Origin of the sequence: Bacillus sp. FJAT-53060 (assembly GCF_037104745.1) — a bacterium.
Lineage (GTDB): Bacteria > Bacillota > Bacilli > Bacillales > Bacillaceae > Bacillus > Bacillus stratosphericus_B.
The window spans coordinates 21186-38744 of the sequence record NZ_JBAWSW010000006.1 but is presented as its reverse complement, the minus strand read 5'-3'; the positions used below and the strand labels follow the sequence as shown (position 1 = coordinate 38744).

Sequence of the window (17559 nt, the reverse complement as noted above, 5' to 3'; positions counted from 1 at the left end):
AACGTTTGCCTTACGTTTCTCCGTCTTATATTTCGTCATACTAAAACAACTCCCCGTAGTTTATTTGCGACTGTTCAACCGCCCTTCGATCGTCTTCTTCCGTCTGTTCAGCCGTCTTTTGCTTTACGAGCAACGGCGGCAGGTGCCGGTCTCGCATATACGAAAACATAAAGCCGAAGTTGCAGCCGGGCCATTGAGCCGTCGGCTTTTTAGCCGCAAAGCACGCGTCGATGAAGTCCCGTACAATAATCGCCCCATGTTCGCCGATCATCGTCTTTATGTTACGCGCTTCCATGCCGCGATTATTGGCGACGTACTTAATGCCGTAGACTTCGAGGTGACGCTCGTGTAGATAGACGATGAAGTCGCGTGCCGTCCATTTTTCGATGGGCTTTTCGCTCATAAATACCGCCTCCTATTCTTCGTCTTTTACCGTTCGCTGGTTCCTAAAGAACGTAGCCGAAACGAACTTTCCTACGAGGTTCTTTAAGCCGTACGCTAGTTTTTCGCGGCCGCTAGCGTTACGATGTCCATGTCGTTCAAGCACGAGAACAAGTCCTTCCACGGATCGGTTACTGCCGTAAAAACTTTCGTATGGTCGATTAGAAAGTGGTTGTACGACTCCGCACCTGGTCGTAAGCCTTGACGGTTATAACATTTGAGGCTTTCTTCGATAGCCTCTGCCTGCTCTTTCGTGATTTCCGGCTTCATTTTAACGCCTCCCATGCGTGTAAGTTAATTTCGTATAGAACCGTTATCGAAACGTCATCAACGTTTTCTCGAATCGGTGTATCCGACTTTTCTTCGATTAAACGTAAGGTGCGCACCATCCGCTCATTCTCCGCAATCAGCCCCGTCATTGCATGACGTAATTCTGCGATTTCTTGATCGTTCGTTTTTGTCATTTGACGTCCTCCCATCCCGGAAATAAATCTTCCATAGTTACCTCGCGTTTTGTTCCGTCGCTGGCCTTTACGAAAATACCGCCAATCTCTCCCGGCTCACATTTCCGAACAGTAAGTCCGAGATGCCCGTAGGTTTCTTCGAGCTTCTTAACGTCAAACGTTCTTTCCATGATTTAACCGCCTCCTAGACGTTTTATTTGTCGGGGATACTAGCGCCCTCGATCGTCAGTGCCGCCGCAAATTCCGTGCGAAATTCCTGTACCATTTGTGCGATCTCGGCCAGTGTTTCCGCATCCGAGGTCTTTATGCGTCGATTCATTACGTCTAAGACGGCGCGATCAACGGTCGGGTGGTACGAAACTTCTCTCCAGCGCTCGACCGGCGTCGGGTCAGCGTCAGGATTATCGGCTAGCTTCTTGGCCCAGCCCGGCGCTTTGGTCGGGTCGGTGAAATAACGTTCATTTACGATGATGTTGTGGACGTCGGATGTTAGGCGGTAGTCGGGTGATATCGTAATTTCAATCGTCATGATTATCGGGCTCCTCCTCTTCTTACGCTATATGTTCGATTTCCTTCATCCTCAATGCGTTGACCGCCCGTGATCCTCCGTACTCTTCCAGCTTTCGGTCGATGAAGGAGACGCCCTTCGCAGTAACGTACGTCTGCACAAAGTTAACTCCGTAATATCTAGACGGCGACTGTTTGACTTTAAAATATCCTTCGTTGATGTAGCGCTGGTAAGGAACCGGTGATCCTTCCTTCCGAACAAAGACACCGATTGTCCGTAAGAATGACGTTAATTTGTTTCGGCCAATGCCGATCGATTTGGCTGCCTGGTCTAACGGCTGTACGTTTGTCGCGGAAATAAAACGATCGTGTTCATCTGCTTTCGGTTTCATTTCGGAAATTACTTCGTTTTGCTTTCGTACAGTCTCTAAAGTTGCGCTAAATAAAAGCTTTGTTTGGTCGTCCGCGAATGGCAGATACGTTTGAATGAATAGATCTTCATTCGCTACATAGCCGCCTGTCTTTCTGATTGTCGGGATGACATCATGCGTGATCCAACGTTTGAACTGTTTGGCTTCCGGTTTGCGGCTGCCTAGAATTAATGTGTAAAGACCTGGTTCGTTTACAATTGTTTTATTGGGATTGCCAATACCCTCATTTAAAATGATGGTATTCTTCTCATCTTTGTCCAAACGACTTAAAGCCTGACTTGGGTTGCCGATTTCTAACACATCACATACATCCTTTGCAACAAACCAAGGTTCACCATCCTTCACGACTGTTCTCACCTGTTGTTCTTGATAATTGAATACTTTTTGTAATTCGTTCATTACGATTCCTCCTCGTTTATTTTTTCCGTTTATTTTTAAAACCGTAGCAATTCGTTCGCTTACGCTCACTCTTTGCAAATATCTTTTATCGCGATAGATATATCTTTTAATTTAATTATTTGCGCGAAAGATTTTAATTGAGCGCTATTATTAGTCTAGTTAAATAAGTATAGTTAAATGAGTTTAGTTCGTCTTCAAACTGTGAAGTACCTTACTTCAAATCTTGCAGGGGGCTATTGTCGTTTTTTGAAGTGCCGGTCTCAACGAACCATTCCGGAGGTTCCCAAAGCGTATATTCATTCGATGCCTGCCCGTTCGCATTTTTCCGTTCTTTGACGTCAATGAGGTCGAGTTCCTTCAGCCTACGTAATGCTGCCCGCACCGTATTCGTTGAGCATCGACATTTATCTGCGATAGTCTGAACGCTTGGGTGCGACTTCTTACTCGTATTGTCTGCGTAGAAACAAAGAACGGCGTATACGAGTTTCTGAACCGGCTTATCCAAATACGTTTCGTCTGCGATAACCGACTTCGTTACTCGGACGAATCTGTGGTCGTGAAAGTCGATCGGTCGCTTTTCGTTTGGCATATTAAAACCTCCTATTCCCACTTCTACTTAATCATACGAACCGTATTTGGAAACCGCACAAAATTTACGAACTTTTTTCGCTTTCAAAAGTACAGTCGCATACGACCTATTAAAACCTCATACACGAAATAATACCCTCCACTTTTTAAAACCGCACAATAAATTCGGAACTTTTTTCGCTTTCACTTATAACTGCGTATATACTTTTAGAATTGGACATCGTTTCTTAAAAAAATTTCGCTTTCACTTATACAGTCGCATGTGGGCGGCGTAAATCGGGACATTTAAAATAAAAAATAACCCGACCATGTGGCCGAGTCATCTTCTCTTAATTTTTCTTTGCTTATTTAGTTTTTTTCTAACGACATTAATCGCAGAATATTTATCATGCTACGCGGTCAGTGATTTTCCCGACAAGTGCGTATATCTCATAACCATCCGTAAGTCACTATGTCCGAGTAGGATTTGTAGATGACGAATATCTCCGCCTGATTCTAGATACATTGTTGCGGCCGTGTGACGGAAAAGATGTGGATGGACACGCTTTTTAATACCGACTTCCCTTGCATATTCTGCAAGCCGTTTCCGGAAGTGATCGCGTGTTAATCTCTCGCCATAGTTCGCAAGGAATATAAAGTCGGAATCAAAATCGGCTTTATTCTCGATAATTAACTCATTTAATATCTTCGCCGTTCCAAAGTCAATAGGTACTGACCGAGCCTTTCTATTTTTGGCGATTGCAGCAGGTATGTACAGAACCCTTCCTTCTAAATCGAAGTTTTCCTCACGAAGACCCAGCGCTTCAGAAATACGCATCATCCCGTCTAACAAAACGTTCATTAAAACGTAATCTCGAAAGTCTGCATAATTCCTTTGGTTCGGTGCCGCAAACAGCAAACGTAGTTCATCCTCATCTAATATAACGATCTCTTCTTCCAGTTCTCTAACGTTCTTTATGCCCCACATAGGGTTATTTTCAATTAAACCTTCGTCATAGAGCGTTTTAAAGAACACCCGCAAAGTCTTAAGACGCGTGTTAATTGTAGCGGGCGCTAAACCTTTCGTCATATGCTCCTCTTTTTTAAATCCGTGACCTTCAAACTTCACCCATTCGTCCTGCATATAGACGATGTATTTCTGTAGAACTTCTCTATTAATCTCTTTTATCGACCGCTCTATTCTATGGCGGTCGAAAAATTCGATAAAGAAGCCGTAATTATTCTCATATTGCTCTATCGTCCCTTCTGCGCGCCCCTCTGATTTCTTTATCGCGCGGAACTGAATGAATAAAACGTCGAGATTGCTCGTCGTTTTCCGTAAAGTCCGCTCTTTTTTAATGCGCCTTCCTGTCCTATTTGCCGACATACTACCACCTCCAAATCGATTAAGTCATCGAAATGAAGACCGCTACCTTGCCGACGGTACGACCGCTACCCAGTAACTAAAAACGCATAAGTCAACGCTAAGTCAACGCAATAAAAAACGGCTAGAAACGTTGATATAACGCCTCTAACCGCCGTAGATGATTCCGACTGGGCTCGAACCAGCGACCTCTACCCTGTCAAGGTAGCGCTCTCCCAGCTGAGCTACGGAATCAAGTTATGTATCAGTTCTGGGCTTTCTGTTACTGACAGTCTCTATTATATAACCATAAGTAGAGGGCGTCAATGGGTTTGTTCAAAAAAACAAAAAGCCGGCTTTTTACAAGTTCATTTATGATTGGTTCACAAGGACGGGCTTTAGTTGATCGAGTGCTTGTTTGAAGTCGTGTTTGAGATCCTCTCCGTTTTCGATACCAACACTTAATCGAAGTAAACCGTCTGTGATACCTCTTTTTTCTCTTTCTTCTTTTGGCATGGCGGCATGTGACATTTTTGCGGGGTAGGAAAGAATCGATTCGACAGCGCCGAGGCTGACAGCGAATACAGGTAATGTGACACTCGCGACCAATTCTTTAACCGCCGCTTTGTTTTCTAATTCAAACGAGAGAACAGCTCCTGCTCCGCTTGCTTGCTTTCGCTGAATCTGCGCACCTGGATGGTCATCTAAGCCTGGGTAGTATACTTTTTTCACCGCAGGATGTTCTTTCAGAAATGAAGCCAATTCTAATGCCGTTTGGCTTGCTTTTTCTAATCTGACCTGAAGGGTTTTTAACCCTCTTAACACAAGCCAGCAATCCTGAACGCCAAGGACAGCACCGAAGGAGTTTTGCAGCTGATATAGTTCCTCTCCCAGCTCCTCGTCTTTGACCACCGCTAAGCCAGACAGCACATCACTGTGACCGCTTAGAAATTTCGTTGCACTGTGCAGCACAACGTCAACGCCTAGGAATAGCGGCCGCTGGAGAGCAGGTGTTAAAAACGTATTATCTAAGAAAGTCAGACAGTCATGCTCTTTCGCAAACTGGACAACGCCTTGAATATCCGTAATATTTAGTGTTGGGTTTGACGGTGTTTCCATGTAAATGACCTTCGTATTCGATTGAATACCTTGTTTGACTTCATTCAAATCCGTCATGTCCACAAAGGTATGCTCAATGCCAAATCTCGAAAGGACTTGTGTAATCATACGGAATGTTCCGCCGTACACATCTCTAGTGACAAGGACGTGATCTCCTTTTGATAAAAGGAGAAAAGCGGTTGAAATGGCTGCCATGCCTGAGGCAAAGGCAAGACCTCTTGTTCCTCCTTCTAACGCTGCAATGGTATCCTCTAATGCTTGACGTGTAGGGGTCCCTGATCTGGAGTAGTCATATTGGCCAAATTCATCGAAGCTACTTTGATGAAACGTTGACGCATGCTGAATCGGTACACTAACTGCACCTGTTGAACGGTCTGTTTTAAAGGCATTATGAACTAGTTTTGTTTCGAGTGTCCAATCGTGTGTGGTCATTTTGCGTGTACCTCCTTTTTGACTTTTGATAGTGCCTGTTTAAGGTCGGCTTTCAGGTCATCTACATGCTCAATCCCAACAGAGAAACGGAGCAGTTTGTTACACACACCGTTTGCAATGCGAATCTCCCCTGGAATGTCCATGTGCGTTTGCGTGGCAGGATACGTAATGAAGCTTTCGATTCCACCAAGGCTTTCTGCAAAACAAATCGTTTTTAGCTGCTTTAAAAATGGATTAACCCAGTCTTCTTTTACTACACGGAATGACAGCATCCCCCCCTTGCCTGGGTAAAGGACATCTTGGATTTCTGGCTGCTTCTCTAAAAAGTCGGCTAACTCCTTCGCATTTGCCTCGTGCTGTCTAATTCTAAGAGCCAACGTTTTCATCCCTCTCATTAAAAGCCATGAATCAAATGGAGATAAAACCGCTCCGATGGCGTTTTGATGCTGGAACATGTCCTCAGATAGCTGCTCCCCTTTTGTCACCACAAGCCCGGCAAGGACGTCGTTGTGTCCGCCTAAATATTTGGTTGCGCTATGAATGATAATATCCGCTCCAAGCGTAATCGGCTTTTGCAAGACTGGTGTGTAAAAGGTGTTATCGACAATGACCAAAGCGCCCTGTTCTTTTGCAATCTTCGCAATCTTTTGAATATCCGCTTCCTGCATGAGTGGATTAGTCGGCGTTTCAATAAAGACGGCTTTTGTGTTTGGCGTGATTTTAGAGCGTAAACAGTCTTCATCTGAAAAATCATCATATAAAAAACGAAGGCCATACTTTTTCCATTCGTTCTCGAATAAACGGTATGTACCGCCATATAAATCTGATGAAACAATCAGTTCATCTCCGCTCTCAAATAGAGCCATGATCGTTTGAATAGCAGCCATTCCCGAACTGAAGGCAAAACCGGCCGTCCCTTCTTCGAGTGAAGCAATCGCATTTTCTACGAGCTGTCTTGTTGGGTTTTTCGTCCGAATATAATCAAACCCTGTTGATTCACCAATGCCTCTATGTCTGTATGCTGTTGAAAGATAAACAGGGGGACTGACCGTGCCAGTCGCCTCTTCGCTACGGTTTCCAATTTGGGCTAATTTCGTTTCCACATGTTCTGTCATTTGACACCATCCTAAGTAAATATCTGATTTCAAAACAGAAAACCCCTTCTTCATAAGAAGAAGGGGTTTAATCGCTTCCTCTTATCTTCCAAGCAAAAAAGTTGCTTGCTGGATTTAGCACCTTGGTATATCACCGGTTGCTGAGGTTTCAAAGGGCCAGTCCCTCCACCTCTCACGATAAGAATGTGTTGTCTGTACTAATTCTTAATAATGTAACGCATTAAAACTCATTTTTCAAGTGGAAATGTAGCAATTAATTAAAATTTTCTGTATTTTGTAGCAGATTGGATGTCAGTAGATTTGATTGCATGTTAGTATATAGGAACAACGCTGTTTTTCATGTTACAATGAATGGAAACGTTTCACTTATGATGAATTTGGTTAGCTGGAGGAATGGATTATGGTGAAGAAAACAGGAATCATTCAAGAAGAAACTTTACAATCAAAAGAGCTTGGGACGGACATGACAGTTTTAATCTATTTGCCAGTCAATTACTCTCCCCTTTATACATATCATGTCATCATTGCACAAGATGGTCATGATTATTTCCGCTTAGGTAAAATAGGCAGACAGGCGGAAGAACTTATGCAAAACAAAGAAATCGAACGCTCGATTATTATTGGGATTCCGTATGAAAATGTCACTGAAAGGCGAAATACCTATCATCCAGACGGCAAAAAGTTTGAAGCGTATAAACGTTTTTTGGCAAATGAACTTGTCCATTATATTGATGAACACTATCCAACGTATCAAATTGGATCAGGACGTACGTTTATTGGTGATTCACTAGGTGCTACGATTTCACTCATGACAGCCATTGATTACCCTTCTTTATTTGGCGGGTTGATTTTGCAGTCTCCTTACGTCGATAAGACGGTCTTACAAGCAGTTAAACAATCAACATCTCTTTCTCATTATGCCATTATTCATCAAATTGGGTCAGAAGAAACGGCAGTGAAAACAACCGATGGTCAAGTGCTTGATTTTATCAAACCGAACGAAGACTTAAAGGCCCTTCTTGAACAGTCTGGTGCGGATTATTTATTTGAGACATTCGAAGGTGATCACAAATGGACGTTTTGGCAGCCGCTCATCGCTCCTTCGTTAAAAAGAATTCTCCCATATTCGTTTAACAACTGAATTTTGTTATAATAAAGAATAATAAATACTTTATTAATCAGGAGGGAACATGATGAAATACGGAGTTGTTTTATTTCCATCAAAAAAATTGCAAGATATTGCGAATTCTTATCGAAAACGTTATGATCCGAACTATTCACTCATACCGCCTCATTTAACATTACGAACACCTTTTGAGTTAACGGATTTAGAAGCAGCTGAGGTCGTCTCAACCCTACGAGATTATGCAAAAAATGCCTCTCCTATTACCTTACGTATTAAAAAATTCAGTTCATTCGCTCCTGTAAACAACGTCATATATATGAAAATAGAACCGAACCAGGAATTAACGGCTCTAAATGATAAATTGTACACTGATCCACTTGCTGGTACACCTGAATATGCATTTGTTCCGCATGTAACAGTGGCTCAAAAATTATCAGATGATGAGCATTCAGACGTACTTGGCACATTAAAGCTGAGAAAGATTGATCATGAAGAAACGGTTGATCGCTTCCACCTTTTATATCAATTAGACAATGGATCTTGGACCGTTTATGAAACATTTATTTTAGGAGAAGAGGGTTAAAGACATTTGAAAACAGTCATCGCAAAAGTACAAACACAACGAGAAGATGCATATTACGTTCGAAAAGAAGTTTTCGTGAAAGAACAAGAAGTCCCATTAGAGATCGAAATTGATGAACTAGAAGACGAAGCCATCCATTTTGTCATTTATAATGATGACAAAGAGCCACAGGCTGCTGCTAGACTACGTATCATTGAAGGTCAAAAGGGAAAGCTTGAACGGATTTGTGTGTTAAAAGAGGCGCGCTCTTTCGGCCTTGGCCACAAGCTATTAGAGGCGCTAGAGACCGAAGCTATTGCTAAAGGAGCAAAGGAAGCTGTCTTGCATGCACAAGTCCAAGCTCTTCCTTTCTACGAAAAGAAAGGCTACAAAGCCATTTCTGAACCGTTTGAAGAAGCAGGTATCACACATGTCAAAATGACAAAAACACTATCTGCTAGATAACAAAGTAAAGCCAGGGCATCATGGATGCTCTGGCTTTTCTAGATTCATCATCATTCGGATAGGTAAGAAAGCGCAATCATTTATATATAGACATTGATATAAATGCCCTTTCCTTCTTCCATAAACATATCTCGCACAAAGCGTTCCCGCTTTTTTTGCTGAACTTTCTTTTCTGCTTCTGTCATTAAGTCCTCTTTTTTCTCCAGCTCTCTGTATACCTTGTCATGAAAAGTGCGCGTGACCTTTGTCACTTTCGCATAGTCTTCTTTATCCTGAGGAGCAGGACGGTTGCTATACTGAAAATACAGATCCGGCTGAATCGGGGCTATATATCCCATCAAAAACGCCTCCTTTGCTTCTCTTCTATTCTACTATTCCCTAATTATGACTGTATGAAACTTGCTTCATTTGATATGATTAGATTTGTTTCTTTTTAAGATTGATTGACAATTGGAGGACTAGCTTTGAAATGCGCACGACGACATGATCGAACGATCTCATTACATATGTATTCGAGAGAACATTATCAATTCCTCTATGATGAGGGAAAAAAGGGGCACTTATCTTGCCCATATTGCGGACAACCCGTCTTTTTCAGATTAAATATACATGAAGAACCTACCTTTATTCATAAGCAAACGTCTCAGCAGGAGATGTGCGAAAAGGCTGAAGAACAACAAGACATGAAAACGACAGAACCAGAGGAAAGTGCTTCCTACAAAGAACTTGACGGCTTCCGTTTTCCAACTGGCAAACAGATCATCTCGCAAACGAAGGAATCGTTTGACTGGCAGGAACCAAGGTTGGTTCATTTGAGCGAAGCCATCCATTTAGAAGAGAATAAACATGTACATACCATCGACCTCTTTCCGCAAATCACCTTTAGTACACCGCAGCTTCAAGCTGTGACACATCAAGACGGTCCAATGCTTGTGCTTGCTGGTGCCGGCAGCGGGAAAACAAGGGTGCTGACGGCTAGAGCAGCTTATCTGATTTCGCACCATCAAATGCCCGCTCATCATATATTACTCGTGACCTTCACCACAAAAGCAAGCAGTGAGATGAAAGAAAGGCTGCGCAAGCAATACCAGCTTCATCCCTCACAAGAGAGTCAGGTCGTGACGGGCACCTTCCACAGTCTTTTTTATAAAATGCTGCTTCATGATGATCCGAAGAGATGGAACGGCCAGCACCTAATCAAATTTGACTGGCAAAAGGAACAGTACATTCGCAAAGCGCTCATGAATGAAGGGCTTGATGAGAAAGAGTATCCAACCGATCAGGTGCTACAATCGATTGGTTATTGGAAAAATGCTTTTTTACCAGACGAACTTCCTGAGCTGAAAGATGAAAGGGAAAAGCAAATGTGGACGATCTATCAGTTGTATGAACAGCAAAAAAGAGACAATCAGCAATTTGACTTTGATGACATGGCGATTGCCTGCTTACACATGCTGACTGAACAGCCTGAACTCCTCAAACGATATCAAAAACGATTCAAGTATATTTTGGTGGATGAATTTCAGGATATTAATCCGGTTCAATATCAATTAATTCAACTGTTAGCCGGAGAATCCGAGCAGCTATTTTGTGTCGGTGATGATGATCAAGCCATTTATGCCTTTAGAGGAAGTAATCCCGCTTTCATTCTTGATTTCAAGCAGGACTATCCTTCCGCTCAGATCGTCCATTTACATGCGAATTACCGTTCTCACCATACAATTGTCGCAAGTGCAGATGCCATCATTAAAAAAAATCAGCATCGTTATGAGAAAACGTTAAAAGCCGTTCGTGCTGAGAAAGTCCCTCCGACTCTCTTTTATCCATATGATGAGGAAGAGGAAGCGACCATGATCGCAGCAGATATTCTGGATAAAATGAAAAACGGAGCAAAGCCGAATGATTTCTGTGTGCTGTTTAGGACCAAAACAGGCGGACGCGCCATTTATGAACGGCTTCATCAATCGGCCATTCCATATGAGACGGATGCTGGCGTCAAAGCCTTTTACAGCAGACGAATGGTTCGGATACTGCTCGCCTTTCTTTCTTTAAGTCAAGATGCAGATGATGTCGCTGCAATGAAACAGTTGCTGCCGGTTTTCTTTTTAAAGCAACAGACACTGAATACTCTAAAGGTCCTGACCATTACGGAAGATTGTTCAATGGTAGAAGCGCTTGGAAAACTAACAGACATTCAGCCGTTTCAGCGTAAAAAGCTCCAATCGATCGTTCCTCTTTTCCGAACTTTACGAACGTTAAAGCCGTCTGACGCTGTGGCATTTATTGAACAACAGATGGGACTTGGCGATTACTTAAAAAAACGTGTGAACGATACAAATGTGCTTGAAAAAGGGGCGGATGATGTACGTGATGTGAAAACAGCCGCCAAACGCTTTGAAACGATTGAAGCCTTTCTCTCACATGCTGAACATATGAAATCTGCCGAAAAGGAAAAAACAGACGAACCAGGTGTTCAGCTCATGACGATCCACCGCGCAAAGGGGCTTGAATTCCAAACGGTGTACATCACTTGTGTGATCGACGGTGCACTACCTCATGATTTCGCACTTGATGAACTAAGAAATGGTGATGAAGAAGCCCTTGAAGAAGAGCGGCGTTTATTATACGTTGCCATGACAAGAGCAGAACAATACCTCTATCTATCTGTCCCTTCTTTTAGAAGAGGAAAAACCGCTCATCATTCTCGTTTTTTGTACCCTCTTCTGAAGAAAAACCGTGAATTGTTCACACAAAAACAACAGGCCCCCCTTTGACTGGAGAGCCTGTTGTTTATTTTTTGTTGTTCATCATTTTAGCGATTGTATTGAAATCAAGCTTTTCTTTTCCACTTGTAATCGATTGGACGATTTTGTCTTCCATTTCTTTAGGTACACGTTTGTTCGCAAGCTGCGCTACTTTTTTAATAACACCTCGAACAGTGGCCTCATCTTTAAAGTTGGCATTTTGCAACGATCCTGCAAGCTTAAAGACATCATTCATATTGACACCTGTTTTATTTTCGACACTTTTAAAGAATTTATTATCCATTCATTTGCCTCCTCTTTGTGGAGTAATCACCATACTATATGAAAATAGGGGAGATATGTGCCTATCCTACTGCCTTGTTTGACCAAAGAGAAAGGAAAGCAAAAGGCTTCCCCATTGCTTCCCTCACCTTCTGACTGTTTAGTTAAAGAAAGAAGCACCAACGATGATGAGAAGAATAAACAACACGACGACAAGAACAAAAGTTGAACCATAACCGCCGCCATAGCCGCCACCGTAACCGTAACAACCCATATTTAAGCACCTCCTCTACTCCATTACAAAATATGAAAAAAACAAGAAATGGTTTGGACGATCAGATAAAAAAGTGCGGAAATTTTATTTCTGCTGTTTAAATACATAATCTGCGTCTCCATGACGCATCATGAATGCCTCTGTTTCTTTCGCAAAGGCGTCCATCTTCTCGCCAAATACCTTTAAGTGCTGCTCAAGATCATTCGCTTTATTAGCTAGATCCATTTCAACCTTTTCATACGCTTGTTCTTTCCCATCATGAGGTTTAGTGAACAAAGAGCCGATTAATTGTTCGAATGCGTCCATTCTGGTCACCCCTTCTCTCTTTCATATGCAGAACTCGAAAAAAGGGCAACAAAAAAACCGGATAAATCCGGCTTTCTACTATTCATATTTCTTTTTCTTTCCACAGCCGCAGCTAGTCTTCTTGATTTTTTTTTTATAAACAGATTGGTTTGACTGCGCTGGATAACCTTGAAGCATATGTGAAGGCGTTTCAGTTGGTTTCATCGCAACCCTTCCTTTCCTATTCCATGTTAGTATATGCATTTTTTTAAAGCGTGTCTGATCAGAATGCCTGTTTATTTCACAAGCAGCTTCGACACGACTGCTTCGATAATGCCTGCTGCTGCGGCAATCGCTAATAGTAAATTAAGCCACATGCTGACGAGAGGAAAAAGTATGTATATCACAAGTAAAGCAGCAGTACACCACATGCCCGTACACCAATAACAGCTTAATAATTCTCCTACCCAAGACCGCAGTCCTTTTCCTTTGATGATAATATATGTCTCGACTTCACCTTGTTCGTTTATTTCTTCTTGCTCTTCATGAAATAAACGGCGAAAAGGGGCAGTAATAGTATCAAACACGACCAATCTCGTCAGCCGAAAGGATGCGAGGGCAAACACGACAAAAGACAAAGCACCAATCAGGAAATCTCCACCTCCTTCTTTCTTCTTTTTCCGTCCTTTCTTTATATATGCAAACAGAAGGACCGCCATGATGATTCGAGTGGAAGTAAAATTGGGTTCTACTTTTTCACGCTTTCCGATTCCACCTTGAATCCCTGCTGCATTAAATAATGTATAGATAAGAAAGGAGTGAAAGTATTGTCTATTGAAGAAAGTGCTGATTTATTATACACACAACTGTTAAACGAATTAATGAGCAATTATGATGATTTCTTTGAGATCAAGGATTCCGAAAATGTCACGATTCATAAATCAGATGTAACAGCCGCACTCTCCCTTCAAGCGACCGTAACGACAATCATTACTCTTTTAATTCAAATTCTTGTACCAGACGATGAATTGGCTATAGAGATCACAGAGCAGCTTTTATCCACACAACAAGTGACAGTCCAAAAGAAAACGGTGATTCAAATCATCAATTGCTATAACGTCACGATTACATTATCTGATGAATCCATTTTGAACTCCGTACAAATTCTCACTCAAACACTGAATGTACTCTTAGTTGAAGCCGGCATTCTTTGACCCTTTCTTTTTCTAACATTACGAATGAAAGAGGTGACATGAATTGTCTGAAGAAAACAAAAAAGAAGATTTCGATATTGATACAAACGTAGACCCATTAACTAGTCTACTTGTCAGTGACGTTTTAAATAAGTACAACATTACAGCAGAAAACAGACGACCTTTAAATGACGAGCAAAAAAGAAGCATTTTAAAATTAGTAGAAGACCTTCAAAACAAAGCAAATGCTTTTGTCGAATCGCAAAAAGAAAAAAAACGCCTAGAAGAAGCTCAAAATAATCATCAAGAAGAGGCTCAATCAAAGCGTAGAACGAACACTTTAAGACAGCGTATCCATCAGCGAAGAGATTCTGAACAAAATAACATTTAGTAAAAATGGGTGATCCCAGCAAGATATATGCCCCAAACCAAATGCAGTAACTTCGCATTTAATAAAGTAAACGAGAGGGGGAAAAAACATGAGTTCAAAACCATATTCATGGGTAGCACTTGATCGTAATTGTAGTCACCAAGGAGACTACCATCACTATGACAGAAAACCTGTATGTGATGATGGTTACTATGACCATGATGAAAATATTCTACAAAACGCAGATCAAATTTCGCAAAACAAGCAAATCTCAGAAGAAGTTATCATTATTAGAGATTCTTGCGATATCAATGTTTCTTCTGTTGATGCTCAAGTCGCAGTTTCTATTCAGACAGCTGTACAACTGGCTTTAGTAGCTATTATCAACCTTTCAATTGCGGACAATGACTTAGCTGATCAAGTAGCACAAGATTTGGTACAGTTAACAACCTCGAAACAAGCAAACCGTCAAAAATTGGTTATCGAAAACTCCCGAGATGTAACAGTTTCTACAGTCGACGCAGATGTAGCCGTTGCAGTTCAAACACTTATACAAATTTTAGCTGCTCTAATCATCGCAATCGGTATCCTCTAATGTACAAAAGCAGAGCGAAAAGCTCTGCTTTTCCTTTTATGAAAAATACAACAAATATAAATAGTCATTTACCCACACCAACTAGAGGGCGCATACATATGTTGTTAAGGACTAAAGTCAAATACCTTGTTAAAGGAGCTGAAATCCATGAGCTGCGGAAAACACCATGGCCGACATGATGAAAACTGTGTATGCGATGCGGTTGATAAGATTTTAGCAGAGCAGGAAGCTGTAGAAGATAAATGTCCTACGAGCTGCTACAGTAATTTATTAAGCCCGACAGTTTCTGGAAAAGATACGATTCCGTTTTTACTTTTTGATAAAAAGGGCGGATTGTTCTCTACTTTCGGAAACATTGGAGGATTTGTGGACGATTCTCAATGCTTCGAATCTATCTTCTTCCGGGTTGAAAAATTATACGACTGCTGTGCTACGTTATCTGTATTAAGACCTGTTGATGTACACGGACATACGCTTAGCGTTTGTCACCCTTGTGACCCTGACTTTTTTGGTCTAGAAAAAACGGACTTTTGTATCGAGGTTGATTTGAACTGCTTCTGCGCGATCCAATGTTTAAACCCAGAACTTGTAGACAGAGTACTACCGATGAAAGATAAAAAACATCATCACCACGGCTAAACAAATCATCCGTTGACCTAACTTGTAATGAGTCATAGCATCCCCTTCCTCACGAATGACAACCAATGCGGAGCAGTCAGCAAAAAAGTTGGCCGCTTCCGCATTGATTGAAACGACATGCACCAACCGGTGTAAGCACAAAATAAAGCTTGTAGATGATGACAGTGCTCAAATACTCAAACAAAATTCCTTGTATAGGAGGGTTGAATATGAGCCGCAAACATTCATGGAACTGTGTAGCAGAGGCTGTTGAAAACATTCACGACTTACAAAATGCCGTCGAAGAAGAGTGCCCAACTAGCTGTTACAGCAATCTCCTTTCTCCATCACACTCATTAGGTGACACTATCCCGTTTGTTCTATTTACATCAAAATCAAAACCATTCGTCGCATTCGGAAACGTCGGAGAAGTAGATGCAGGACCTTGCTTCAGCACTGCATTTTTCAGAGTCGAACACATCTCTGATCACTGTGCAACACTCAGCTTGCTTATTGCATTTGACAAAGACCGTTATATTTTAGATTTTACAGATAAAGACTCCGTGTGCGATGTGTTCCGATTAGAAAAATCGAAGTATTGCATAGAAGTAGACCTTGACTGCTTCTGCGCAATCAAGTGCTTAAACCCACGACTCATCAACCGTAACAACTAACAAAAAAGTCCCTATATGGGACTTTTTTCCATGTTCGTTAAAAGCCGAGCGGATGAATGGAGGAAATATCATCAATCGCTAACTCGACCGGATTTCCACCGCCTGCTGTACGAATAATTACCATATTCTCTATCCTCTCCATCACAATCCCTCTGTATGTTTTTTCATCGGCTTCAATGAGACAAAGTGCTCTTGGCATATTATGCGGCAGGCTTGTGAGAAAATCGACCTTTTCGTCAATGTTCATCTGACTTAAAGGCTTTTTCACTCGTTTTCTCCTTGGTTCTTCTTTTATTTCATGATATACGCCTTCTGGCTGCTTTTCTTGTTCTTGGACTGGCTCTCGTTCTTGTGAAGACTCTGCTTCTTGTATGATCTCTCGTTCTTGCTGAAGTGCGGGCGGCTCTTCTTTTTCCTTCTCTACTTCCTGTGATACAGGTTCCTGTGCGCTTTCTTCGATTGAATCTTTAACGCTTTTTTTACTTTCTGGCAGTTTTTCTAACTTCTTTCGCTTCCTCACAATATTTTGCATGGCTGGCTCTGATTCATCATAGCTTGGTTGAACAATATACATAAGCGGCTTTTGATTCTCATCACCTTTATTTGACATACTAATCCCTCCCGAATGATTCATTCCTTATATATATGAACGGACGCCTCAAATCAGAAGAAAAATAAAAAACAGCATACCAGTCATCGGTATGCTGCGGATCATTTATTCGCTTATCGGGCAATGATATGGAACCCGGAATCAACATGAAGATTCTCACCTGTCATGCCGCGGGACAGATCACTGAATAAGAATAATGCTGTATCGCCAACTTCTTCAGGAGTTGTTGTACGGCGAAGCGGTGCACGCTCTTCAATATCCTTAAGGATCTTATTAAAACCGCTGATCCCTTTTGCAGATAAAGTACGAATTGGACCAGCAGAAATACTATTCACACGAATGCCTTCTGCTCCTAGATCAGCTGCTAAATATTTCACACTTGCTTCAAGTGCTGCTTTCGCTACACCCATGACATTGTAGCTAGATACAACACGCTCTCCGCCTAGGTAAGTAAGTGTTACAATGCTGCCGCCCTCTGTCATCAACGGACGTGCCGCTTTTGCTACTGCAGTTAATGAATATGCACTAATGTTGTGCGCTAACAGGAAACCTTCACGGTTCGTGTTCAAATATTCACCAACAAGCTCTTCTTTGTTGGCAAATGCAATCGCATGCGCAACACCATGAATCACTTGTACTTTTTCTTTAATTGTTGCAAAACATTTTTCGATTTCTTCATCACTTGTCACGTCACAAGGAAGAATAATTGAATCATCACGCTCAAGTGTACTTGCAAGCTCTTTGACAGATTCCGCAAGTCGGTCTCCCACATAAGTAAAGATCAAACGAGCTCCTGCTTCGTGAAGTGAACGAGCAATTCCCCAAGCGATGCTTCGTTTATTGGCAACACCCATCACCACGATATTACGGCCTTCTAAAGAAAAGTTCATATGTATTAAAGCCTCCTATTTTTTCAAGACATA

27 protein-coding genes, 1 tRNA gene and 1 riboswitch are annotated in these 17559 nt (G+C 41.8%); of the genes, 9 read left to right on the top strand and 19 right to left on the bottom strand.

All coding sequences use genetic code 11. The features are described 5' to 3' along the window. Positions 1-40 precede the first annotated feature (40 nt). The 11 genes from WAX46_RS04060 to WAX46_RS04010 all read right to left on the bottom strand — a co-directional run bounded on the left by WAX46_RS04060 (position 41) and on the right by WAX46_RS04010 (position 6838). Positions 41-403 carry a hypothetical protein gene (locus tag WAX46_RS04060; protein ID WP_336493401.1) on the bottom strand — a complete coding sequence of 121 codons (363 nt, stop codon included), beginning with the start codon at positions 401-403 and terminating at the stop codon, positions 41-43. Positions 404-498: 95 nt separating this feature from the next. Further along, positions 499-711 (bottom strand): hypothetical protein, encoded by a 213-nt coding sequence (locus tag WAX46_RS04055; RefSeq protein WP_336493400.1) that lies wholly within the window; start codon positions 709-711, stop codon positions 499-501. Next, a complete protein-coding gene (locus tag WAX46_RS04050) occupies positions 708-905 on the bottom strand; it encodes a hypothetical protein (protein WP_336493399.1) in 198 nt (65 codons plus the stop codon). The genes WAX46_RS04055 and WAX46_RS04050 overlap by 4 nt, the downstream gene beginning before the upstream one ends. Then, the gene (locus WAX46_RS04045) at positions 902-1075 is read right to left on the bottom strand and encodes a hypothetical protein (RefSeq protein WP_226570342.1); all 174 of its coding nucleotides are present in this window, start codon (positions 1073-1075) and stop codon (positions 902-904) included. Before WAX46_RS04045 ends, WAX46_RS04050 begins: the two co-directional genes overlap by 4 nt. Positions 1076-1098: 23 nt before the next feature. Continuing rightward, the gene (locus tag WAX46_RS04040; protein WP_336493398.1) at positions 1099-1434 is read right to left on the bottom strand and encodes a hypothetical protein; all 336 of its coding nucleotides are present in this window, start codon (positions 1432-1434) and stop codon (positions 1099-1101) included. A 22-nt stretch (positions 1435-1456) separates the two neighbouring features. Then, positions 1457-2242, bottom strand: coding sequence for a phage antirepressor (locus WAX46_RS04035; RefSeq protein WP_226570334.1), 786 nt, complete (start codon positions 2240-2242; stop codon positions 1457-1459). Between the two features lie 211 nt (positions 2243-2453). After that, positions 2454-2831 carry a helix-turn-helix domain-containing protein gene (locus WAX46_RS04030; RefSeq protein ID WP_336493397.1) on the bottom strand — a complete coding sequence of 126 codons (378 nt, stop codon included), beginning with the start codon at positions 2829-2831 and terminating at the stop codon, positions 2454-2456. A gap of 390 nt (positions 2832-3221) precedes the next feature. Next, on the bottom strand, positions 3222-4196 hold the full coding sequence (locus WAX46_RS04025) for a tyrosine-type recombinase/integrase (protein WP_336493396.1): 975 nt from the start codon (positions 4194-4196) through the stop codon (positions 3222-3224). A 158-nt stretch (positions 4197-4354) separates the two neighbouring features. Then, a tRNA-Val gene (locus WAX46_RS04020) sits at positions 4355-4427 on the bottom strand. Positions 4428-4544: 117 nt separating this feature from the next. Continuing rightward, positions 4545-5723, bottom strand: coding sequence for a cystathionine beta-lyase (gene metC, locus WAX46_RS04015; protein WP_226570057.1), 1179 nt, complete (start codon positions 5721-5723; stop codon positions 4545-4547). Further along, positions 5720-6838 (bottom strand): methionine biosynthesis PLP-dependent protein, encoded by a 1119-nt coding sequence (locus WAX46_RS04010; RefSeq protein WP_336493395.1) that lies wholly within the window; start codon positions 6836-6838, stop codon positions 5720-5722. The genes metC and WAX46_RS04010 overlap by 4 nt, the downstream gene beginning before the upstream one ends. A 78-nt stretch (positions 6839-6916) precedes the next feature. Then, positions 6917-7022: riboswitch (SAM riboswitch) on the bottom strand. A gap of 216 nt (positions 7023-7238) precedes the next feature. Between WAX46_RS04010 and WAX46_RS04005 the strand changes: the two genes are divergently transcribed. The 3 genes from WAX46_RS04005 to WAX46_RS03995 are packed head-to-tail and all read left to right on the top strand — an operon-like array spanning position 7239 to position 8991. Beyond that, the gene (locus tag WAX46_RS04005) at positions 7239-7979 is read left to right on the top strand and encodes an esterase family protein (RefSeq protein ID WP_336493394.1); all 741 of its coding nucleotides are present in this window, start codon (positions 7239-7241) and stop codon (positions 7977-7979) included. A gap of 52 nt (positions 7980-8031) precedes the next feature. Next, the gene (locus WAX46_RS04000) at positions 8032-8547 is read left to right on the top strand and encodes a YjcG family protein (RefSeq protein WP_226570052.1); all 516 of its coding nucleotides are present in this window, start codon (positions 8032-8034) and stop codon (positions 8545-8547) included. A 6-nt stretch (positions 8548-8553) separates the two neighbouring features. Further along, positions 8554-8991 carry a GNAT family N-acetyltransferase gene (locus WAX46_RS03995; protein ID WP_226570050.1) on the top strand — a complete coding sequence of 146 codons (438 nt, stop codon included), beginning with the start codon at positions 8554-8556 and terminating at the stop codon, positions 8989-8991. A gap of 80 nt (positions 8992-9071) precedes the next feature. On the opposite strand, the gene WAX46_RS03990 is transcribed toward WAX46_RS03995, so the two are convergent. Beyond that, the gene (locus WAX46_RS03990) at positions 9072-9329 is read right to left on the bottom strand and encodes a hypothetical protein (protein ID WP_336493393.1); all 258 of its coding nucleotides are present in this window, start codon (positions 9327-9329) and stop codon (positions 9072-9074) included. 126 nt (positions 9330-9455) lie between these two features. Here WAX46_RS03990 and WAX46_RS03985 point away from each other — a divergent pair, with 126 nt between their 5' ends. Beyond that, positions 9456-11765: an ATP-dependent helicase gene (locus WAX46_RS03985; protein WP_336493392.1), complete on the top strand. Its 2310-nt coding sequence runs from the start codon at positions 9456-9458 to the stop codon at positions 11763-11765. Between the two features lie 16 nt (positions 11766-11781). On the opposite strand, the gene WAX46_RS03980 is transcribed toward WAX46_RS03985, so the two are convergent. From WAX46_RS03980 to WAX46_RS03960, 5 genes are all read right to left on the bottom strand, one after another. Continuing rightward, positions 11782-12039, bottom strand: coding sequence for a stage VI sporulation protein F (locus WAX46_RS03980; RefSeq protein ID WP_003212292.1), 258 nt, complete (start codon positions 12037-12039; stop codon positions 11782-11784). Positions 12040-12177: 138 nt separating this feature from the next. After that, positions 12178-12291, bottom strand: coding sequence for a YjcZ family sporulation protein (locus tag WAX46_RS03975; protein WP_226570045.1), 114 nt, complete (start codon positions 12289-12291; stop codon positions 12178-12180). 84 nt (positions 12292-12375) lie between these two features. Further along, positions 12376-12597, bottom strand: coding sequence for a hypothetical protein (locus WAX46_RS03970; protein ID WP_226570042.1), 222 nt, complete (start codon positions 12595-12597; stop codon positions 12376-12378). Between the two features lie 78 nt (positions 12598-12675). After that, positions 12676-12801 (bottom strand): hypothetical protein, encoded by a 126-nt coding sequence (locus WAX46_RS03965; RefSeq protein ID WP_336493391.1) that lies wholly within the window; start codon positions 12799-12801, stop codon positions 12676-12678. 71 nt (positions 12802-12872) lie between these two features. Then, complete coding sequence (locus WAX46_RS03960; RefSeq protein WP_226570063.1) at positions 12873-13226, bottom strand: DUF1360 domain-containing protein; 354 nt, start codon at positions 13224-13226, stop codon at positions 12873-12875. A gap of 168 nt (positions 13227-13394) precedes the next feature. Between WAX46_RS03960 and WAX46_RS03955 the strand changes: the two genes are divergently transcribed. The 5 genes from WAX46_RS03955 (at position 13395) to WAX46_RS03935 (ending at position 16026) form a co-directional block, all read left to right on the top strand. Further along, positions 13395-13790: a spore coat protein gene (locus WAX46_RS03955; RefSeq protein ID WP_226570040.1), complete on the top strand. Its 396-nt coding sequence runs from the start codon at positions 13395-13397 to the stop codon at positions 13788-13790. A 43-nt stretch (positions 13791-13833) separates the two neighbouring features. Continuing rightward, positions 13834-14160 carry a spore coat protein gene (locus tag WAX46_RS03950; protein ID WP_226570038.1) on the top strand — a complete coding sequence of 109 codons (327 nt, stop codon included), beginning with the start codon at positions 13834-13836 and terminating at the stop codon, positions 14158-14160. Between the two features lie 88 nt (positions 14161-14248). Beyond that, positions 14249-14734, top strand: coding sequence for a spore coat protein (locus tag WAX46_RS03945; RefSeq protein WP_226570036.1), 486 nt, complete (start codon positions 14249-14251; stop codon positions 14732-14734). A gap of 147 nt (positions 14735-14881) precedes the next feature. Then, entirely contained in the window at positions 14882-15373 is a 492-nt protein-coding gene (locus WAX46_RS03940; protein WP_226570034.1) for a CotY/CotZ family spore coat protein, read from the top strand. A 209-nt stretch (positions 15374-15582) separates the two neighbouring features. Further along, entirely contained in the window at positions 15583-16026 is a 444-nt protein-coding gene (locus WAX46_RS03935; protein WP_226570032.1) for a CotY/CotZ family spore coat protein, read from the top strand. Positions 16027-16063: 37 nt separating this feature from the next. Here WAX46_RS03935 and WAX46_RS03930 read toward each other — a convergent pair whose 3' ends face one another. Next, positions 16064-16636 (bottom strand): CotO family spore coat protein, encoded by a 573-nt coding sequence (locus WAX46_RS03930; protein ID WP_226569330.1) that lies wholly within the window; start codon positions 16634-16636, stop codon positions 16064-16066. A gap of 113 nt (positions 16637-16749) precedes the next feature. After that, the gene (fabI, locus tag WAX46_RS03925; protein WP_336493390.1) at positions 16750-17526 is read right to left on the bottom strand and encodes an enoyl-ACP reductase FabI; all 777 of its coding nucleotides are present in this window, start codon (positions 17524-17526) and stop codon (positions 16750-16752) included. Between the last annotated feature and the right edge of the window lie 33 nt (positions 17527-17559).

Coding starts and splice junctions, on each gene's coding strand:
- WAX46_RS03975 (WP_226570045.1), bottom strand. CDS start 12,291: ATGGGTTGTTACGGTTACGGTGGCGGCTATGGCGGCGGTTATGGTTCA.
- WAX46_RS03980 (WP_003212292.1), bottom strand. CDS start 12,039: ATGGATAATAAATTCTTTAAAAGTGTCGAAAATAAAACAGGTGTCAAT.
- WAX46_RS04025 (WP_336493396.1), bottom strand. CDS start 4,196: ATGTCGGCAAATAGGACAGGAAGGCGCATTAAAAAAGAGCGGACTTTA.
- WAX46_RS04040 (WP_336493398.1), bottom strand. CDS start 1,434: ATGACGATTGAAATTACGATATCACCCGACTACCGCCTAACATCCGAC.
- WAX46_RS03970 (WP_226570042.1), bottom strand. CDS start 12,597: ATGGACGCATTCGAACAATTAATCGGCTCTTTGTTCACTAAACCTCAT.
- WAX46_RS04030 (WP_336493397.1), bottom strand. CDS start 2,831: ATGCCAAACGAAAAGCGACCGATCGACTTTCACGACCACAGATTCGTC.
- WAX46_RS03940 (WP_226570034.1), top strand. CDS start 14,882: ATGAGCTGCGGAAAACACCATGGCCGACATGATGAAAACTGTGTATGC.
- WAX46_RS03945 (WP_226570036.1), top strand. CDS start 14,249: ATGAGTTCAAAACCATATTCATGGGTAGCACTTGATCGTAATTGTAGT.
- WAX46_RS04055 (WP_336493400.1), bottom strand. CDS start 711: ATGAAGCCGGAAATCACGAAAGAGCAGGCAGAGGCTATCGAAGAAAGC.
- WAX46_RS04060 (WP_336493401.1), bottom strand. CDS start 403: ATGAGCGAAAAGCCCATCGAAAAATGGACGGCACGCGACTTCATCGTC.
- metC (WP_226570057.1), bottom strand. CDS start 5,723: ATGACCACACACGATTGGACACTCGAAACAAAACTAGTTCATAATGCC.
- WAX46_RS04050 (WP_336493399.1), bottom strand. CDS start 905: ATGACAAAAACGAACGATCAAGAAATCGCAGAATTACGTCATGCAATG.
- WAX46_RS04010 (WP_336493395.1), bottom strand. CDS start 6,838: ATGACAGAACATGTGGAAACGAAATTAGCCCAAATTGGAAACCGTAGC.
- WAX46_RS03935 (WP_226570032.1), top strand. CDS start 15,583: ATGAGCCGCAAACATTCATGGAACTGTGTAGCAGAGGCTGTTGAAAAC.
- WAX46_RS03990 (WP_336493393.1), bottom strand. CDS start 9,329: ATGGGATATATAGCCCCGATTCAGCCGGATCTGTATTTTCAGTATAGC.
- WAX46_RS03930 (WP_226569330.1), bottom strand. CDS start 16,636: ATGTCAAATAAAGGTGATGAGAATCAAAAGCCGCTTATGTATATTGTT.
- fabI (WP_336493390.1), bottom strand. CDS start 17,526: ATGAACTTTTCTTTAGAAGGCCGTAATATCGTGGTGATGGGTGTTGCC.
- WAX46_RS04000 (WP_226570052.1), top strand. CDS start 8,032: ATGAAATACGGAGTTGTTTTATTTCCATCAAAAAAATTGCAAGATATT.
- WAX46_RS04045 (WP_226570342.1), bottom strand. CDS start 1,075: ATGGAAAGAACGTTTGACGTTAAGAAGCTCGAAGAAACCTACGGGCAT.
- WAX46_RS04035 (WP_226570334.1), bottom strand. CDS start 2,242: ATGAACGAATTACAAAAAGTATTCAATTATCAAGAACAACAGGTGAGA.
- WAX46_RS04005 (WP_336493394.1), top strand. CDS start 7,239: ATGGTGAAGAAAACAGGAATCATTCAAGAAGAAACTTTACAATCAAAA.
- WAX46_RS03965 (WP_336493391.1), bottom strand. CDS start 12,801: ATGAAACCAACTGAAACGCCTTCACATATGCTTCAAGGTTATCCAGCG.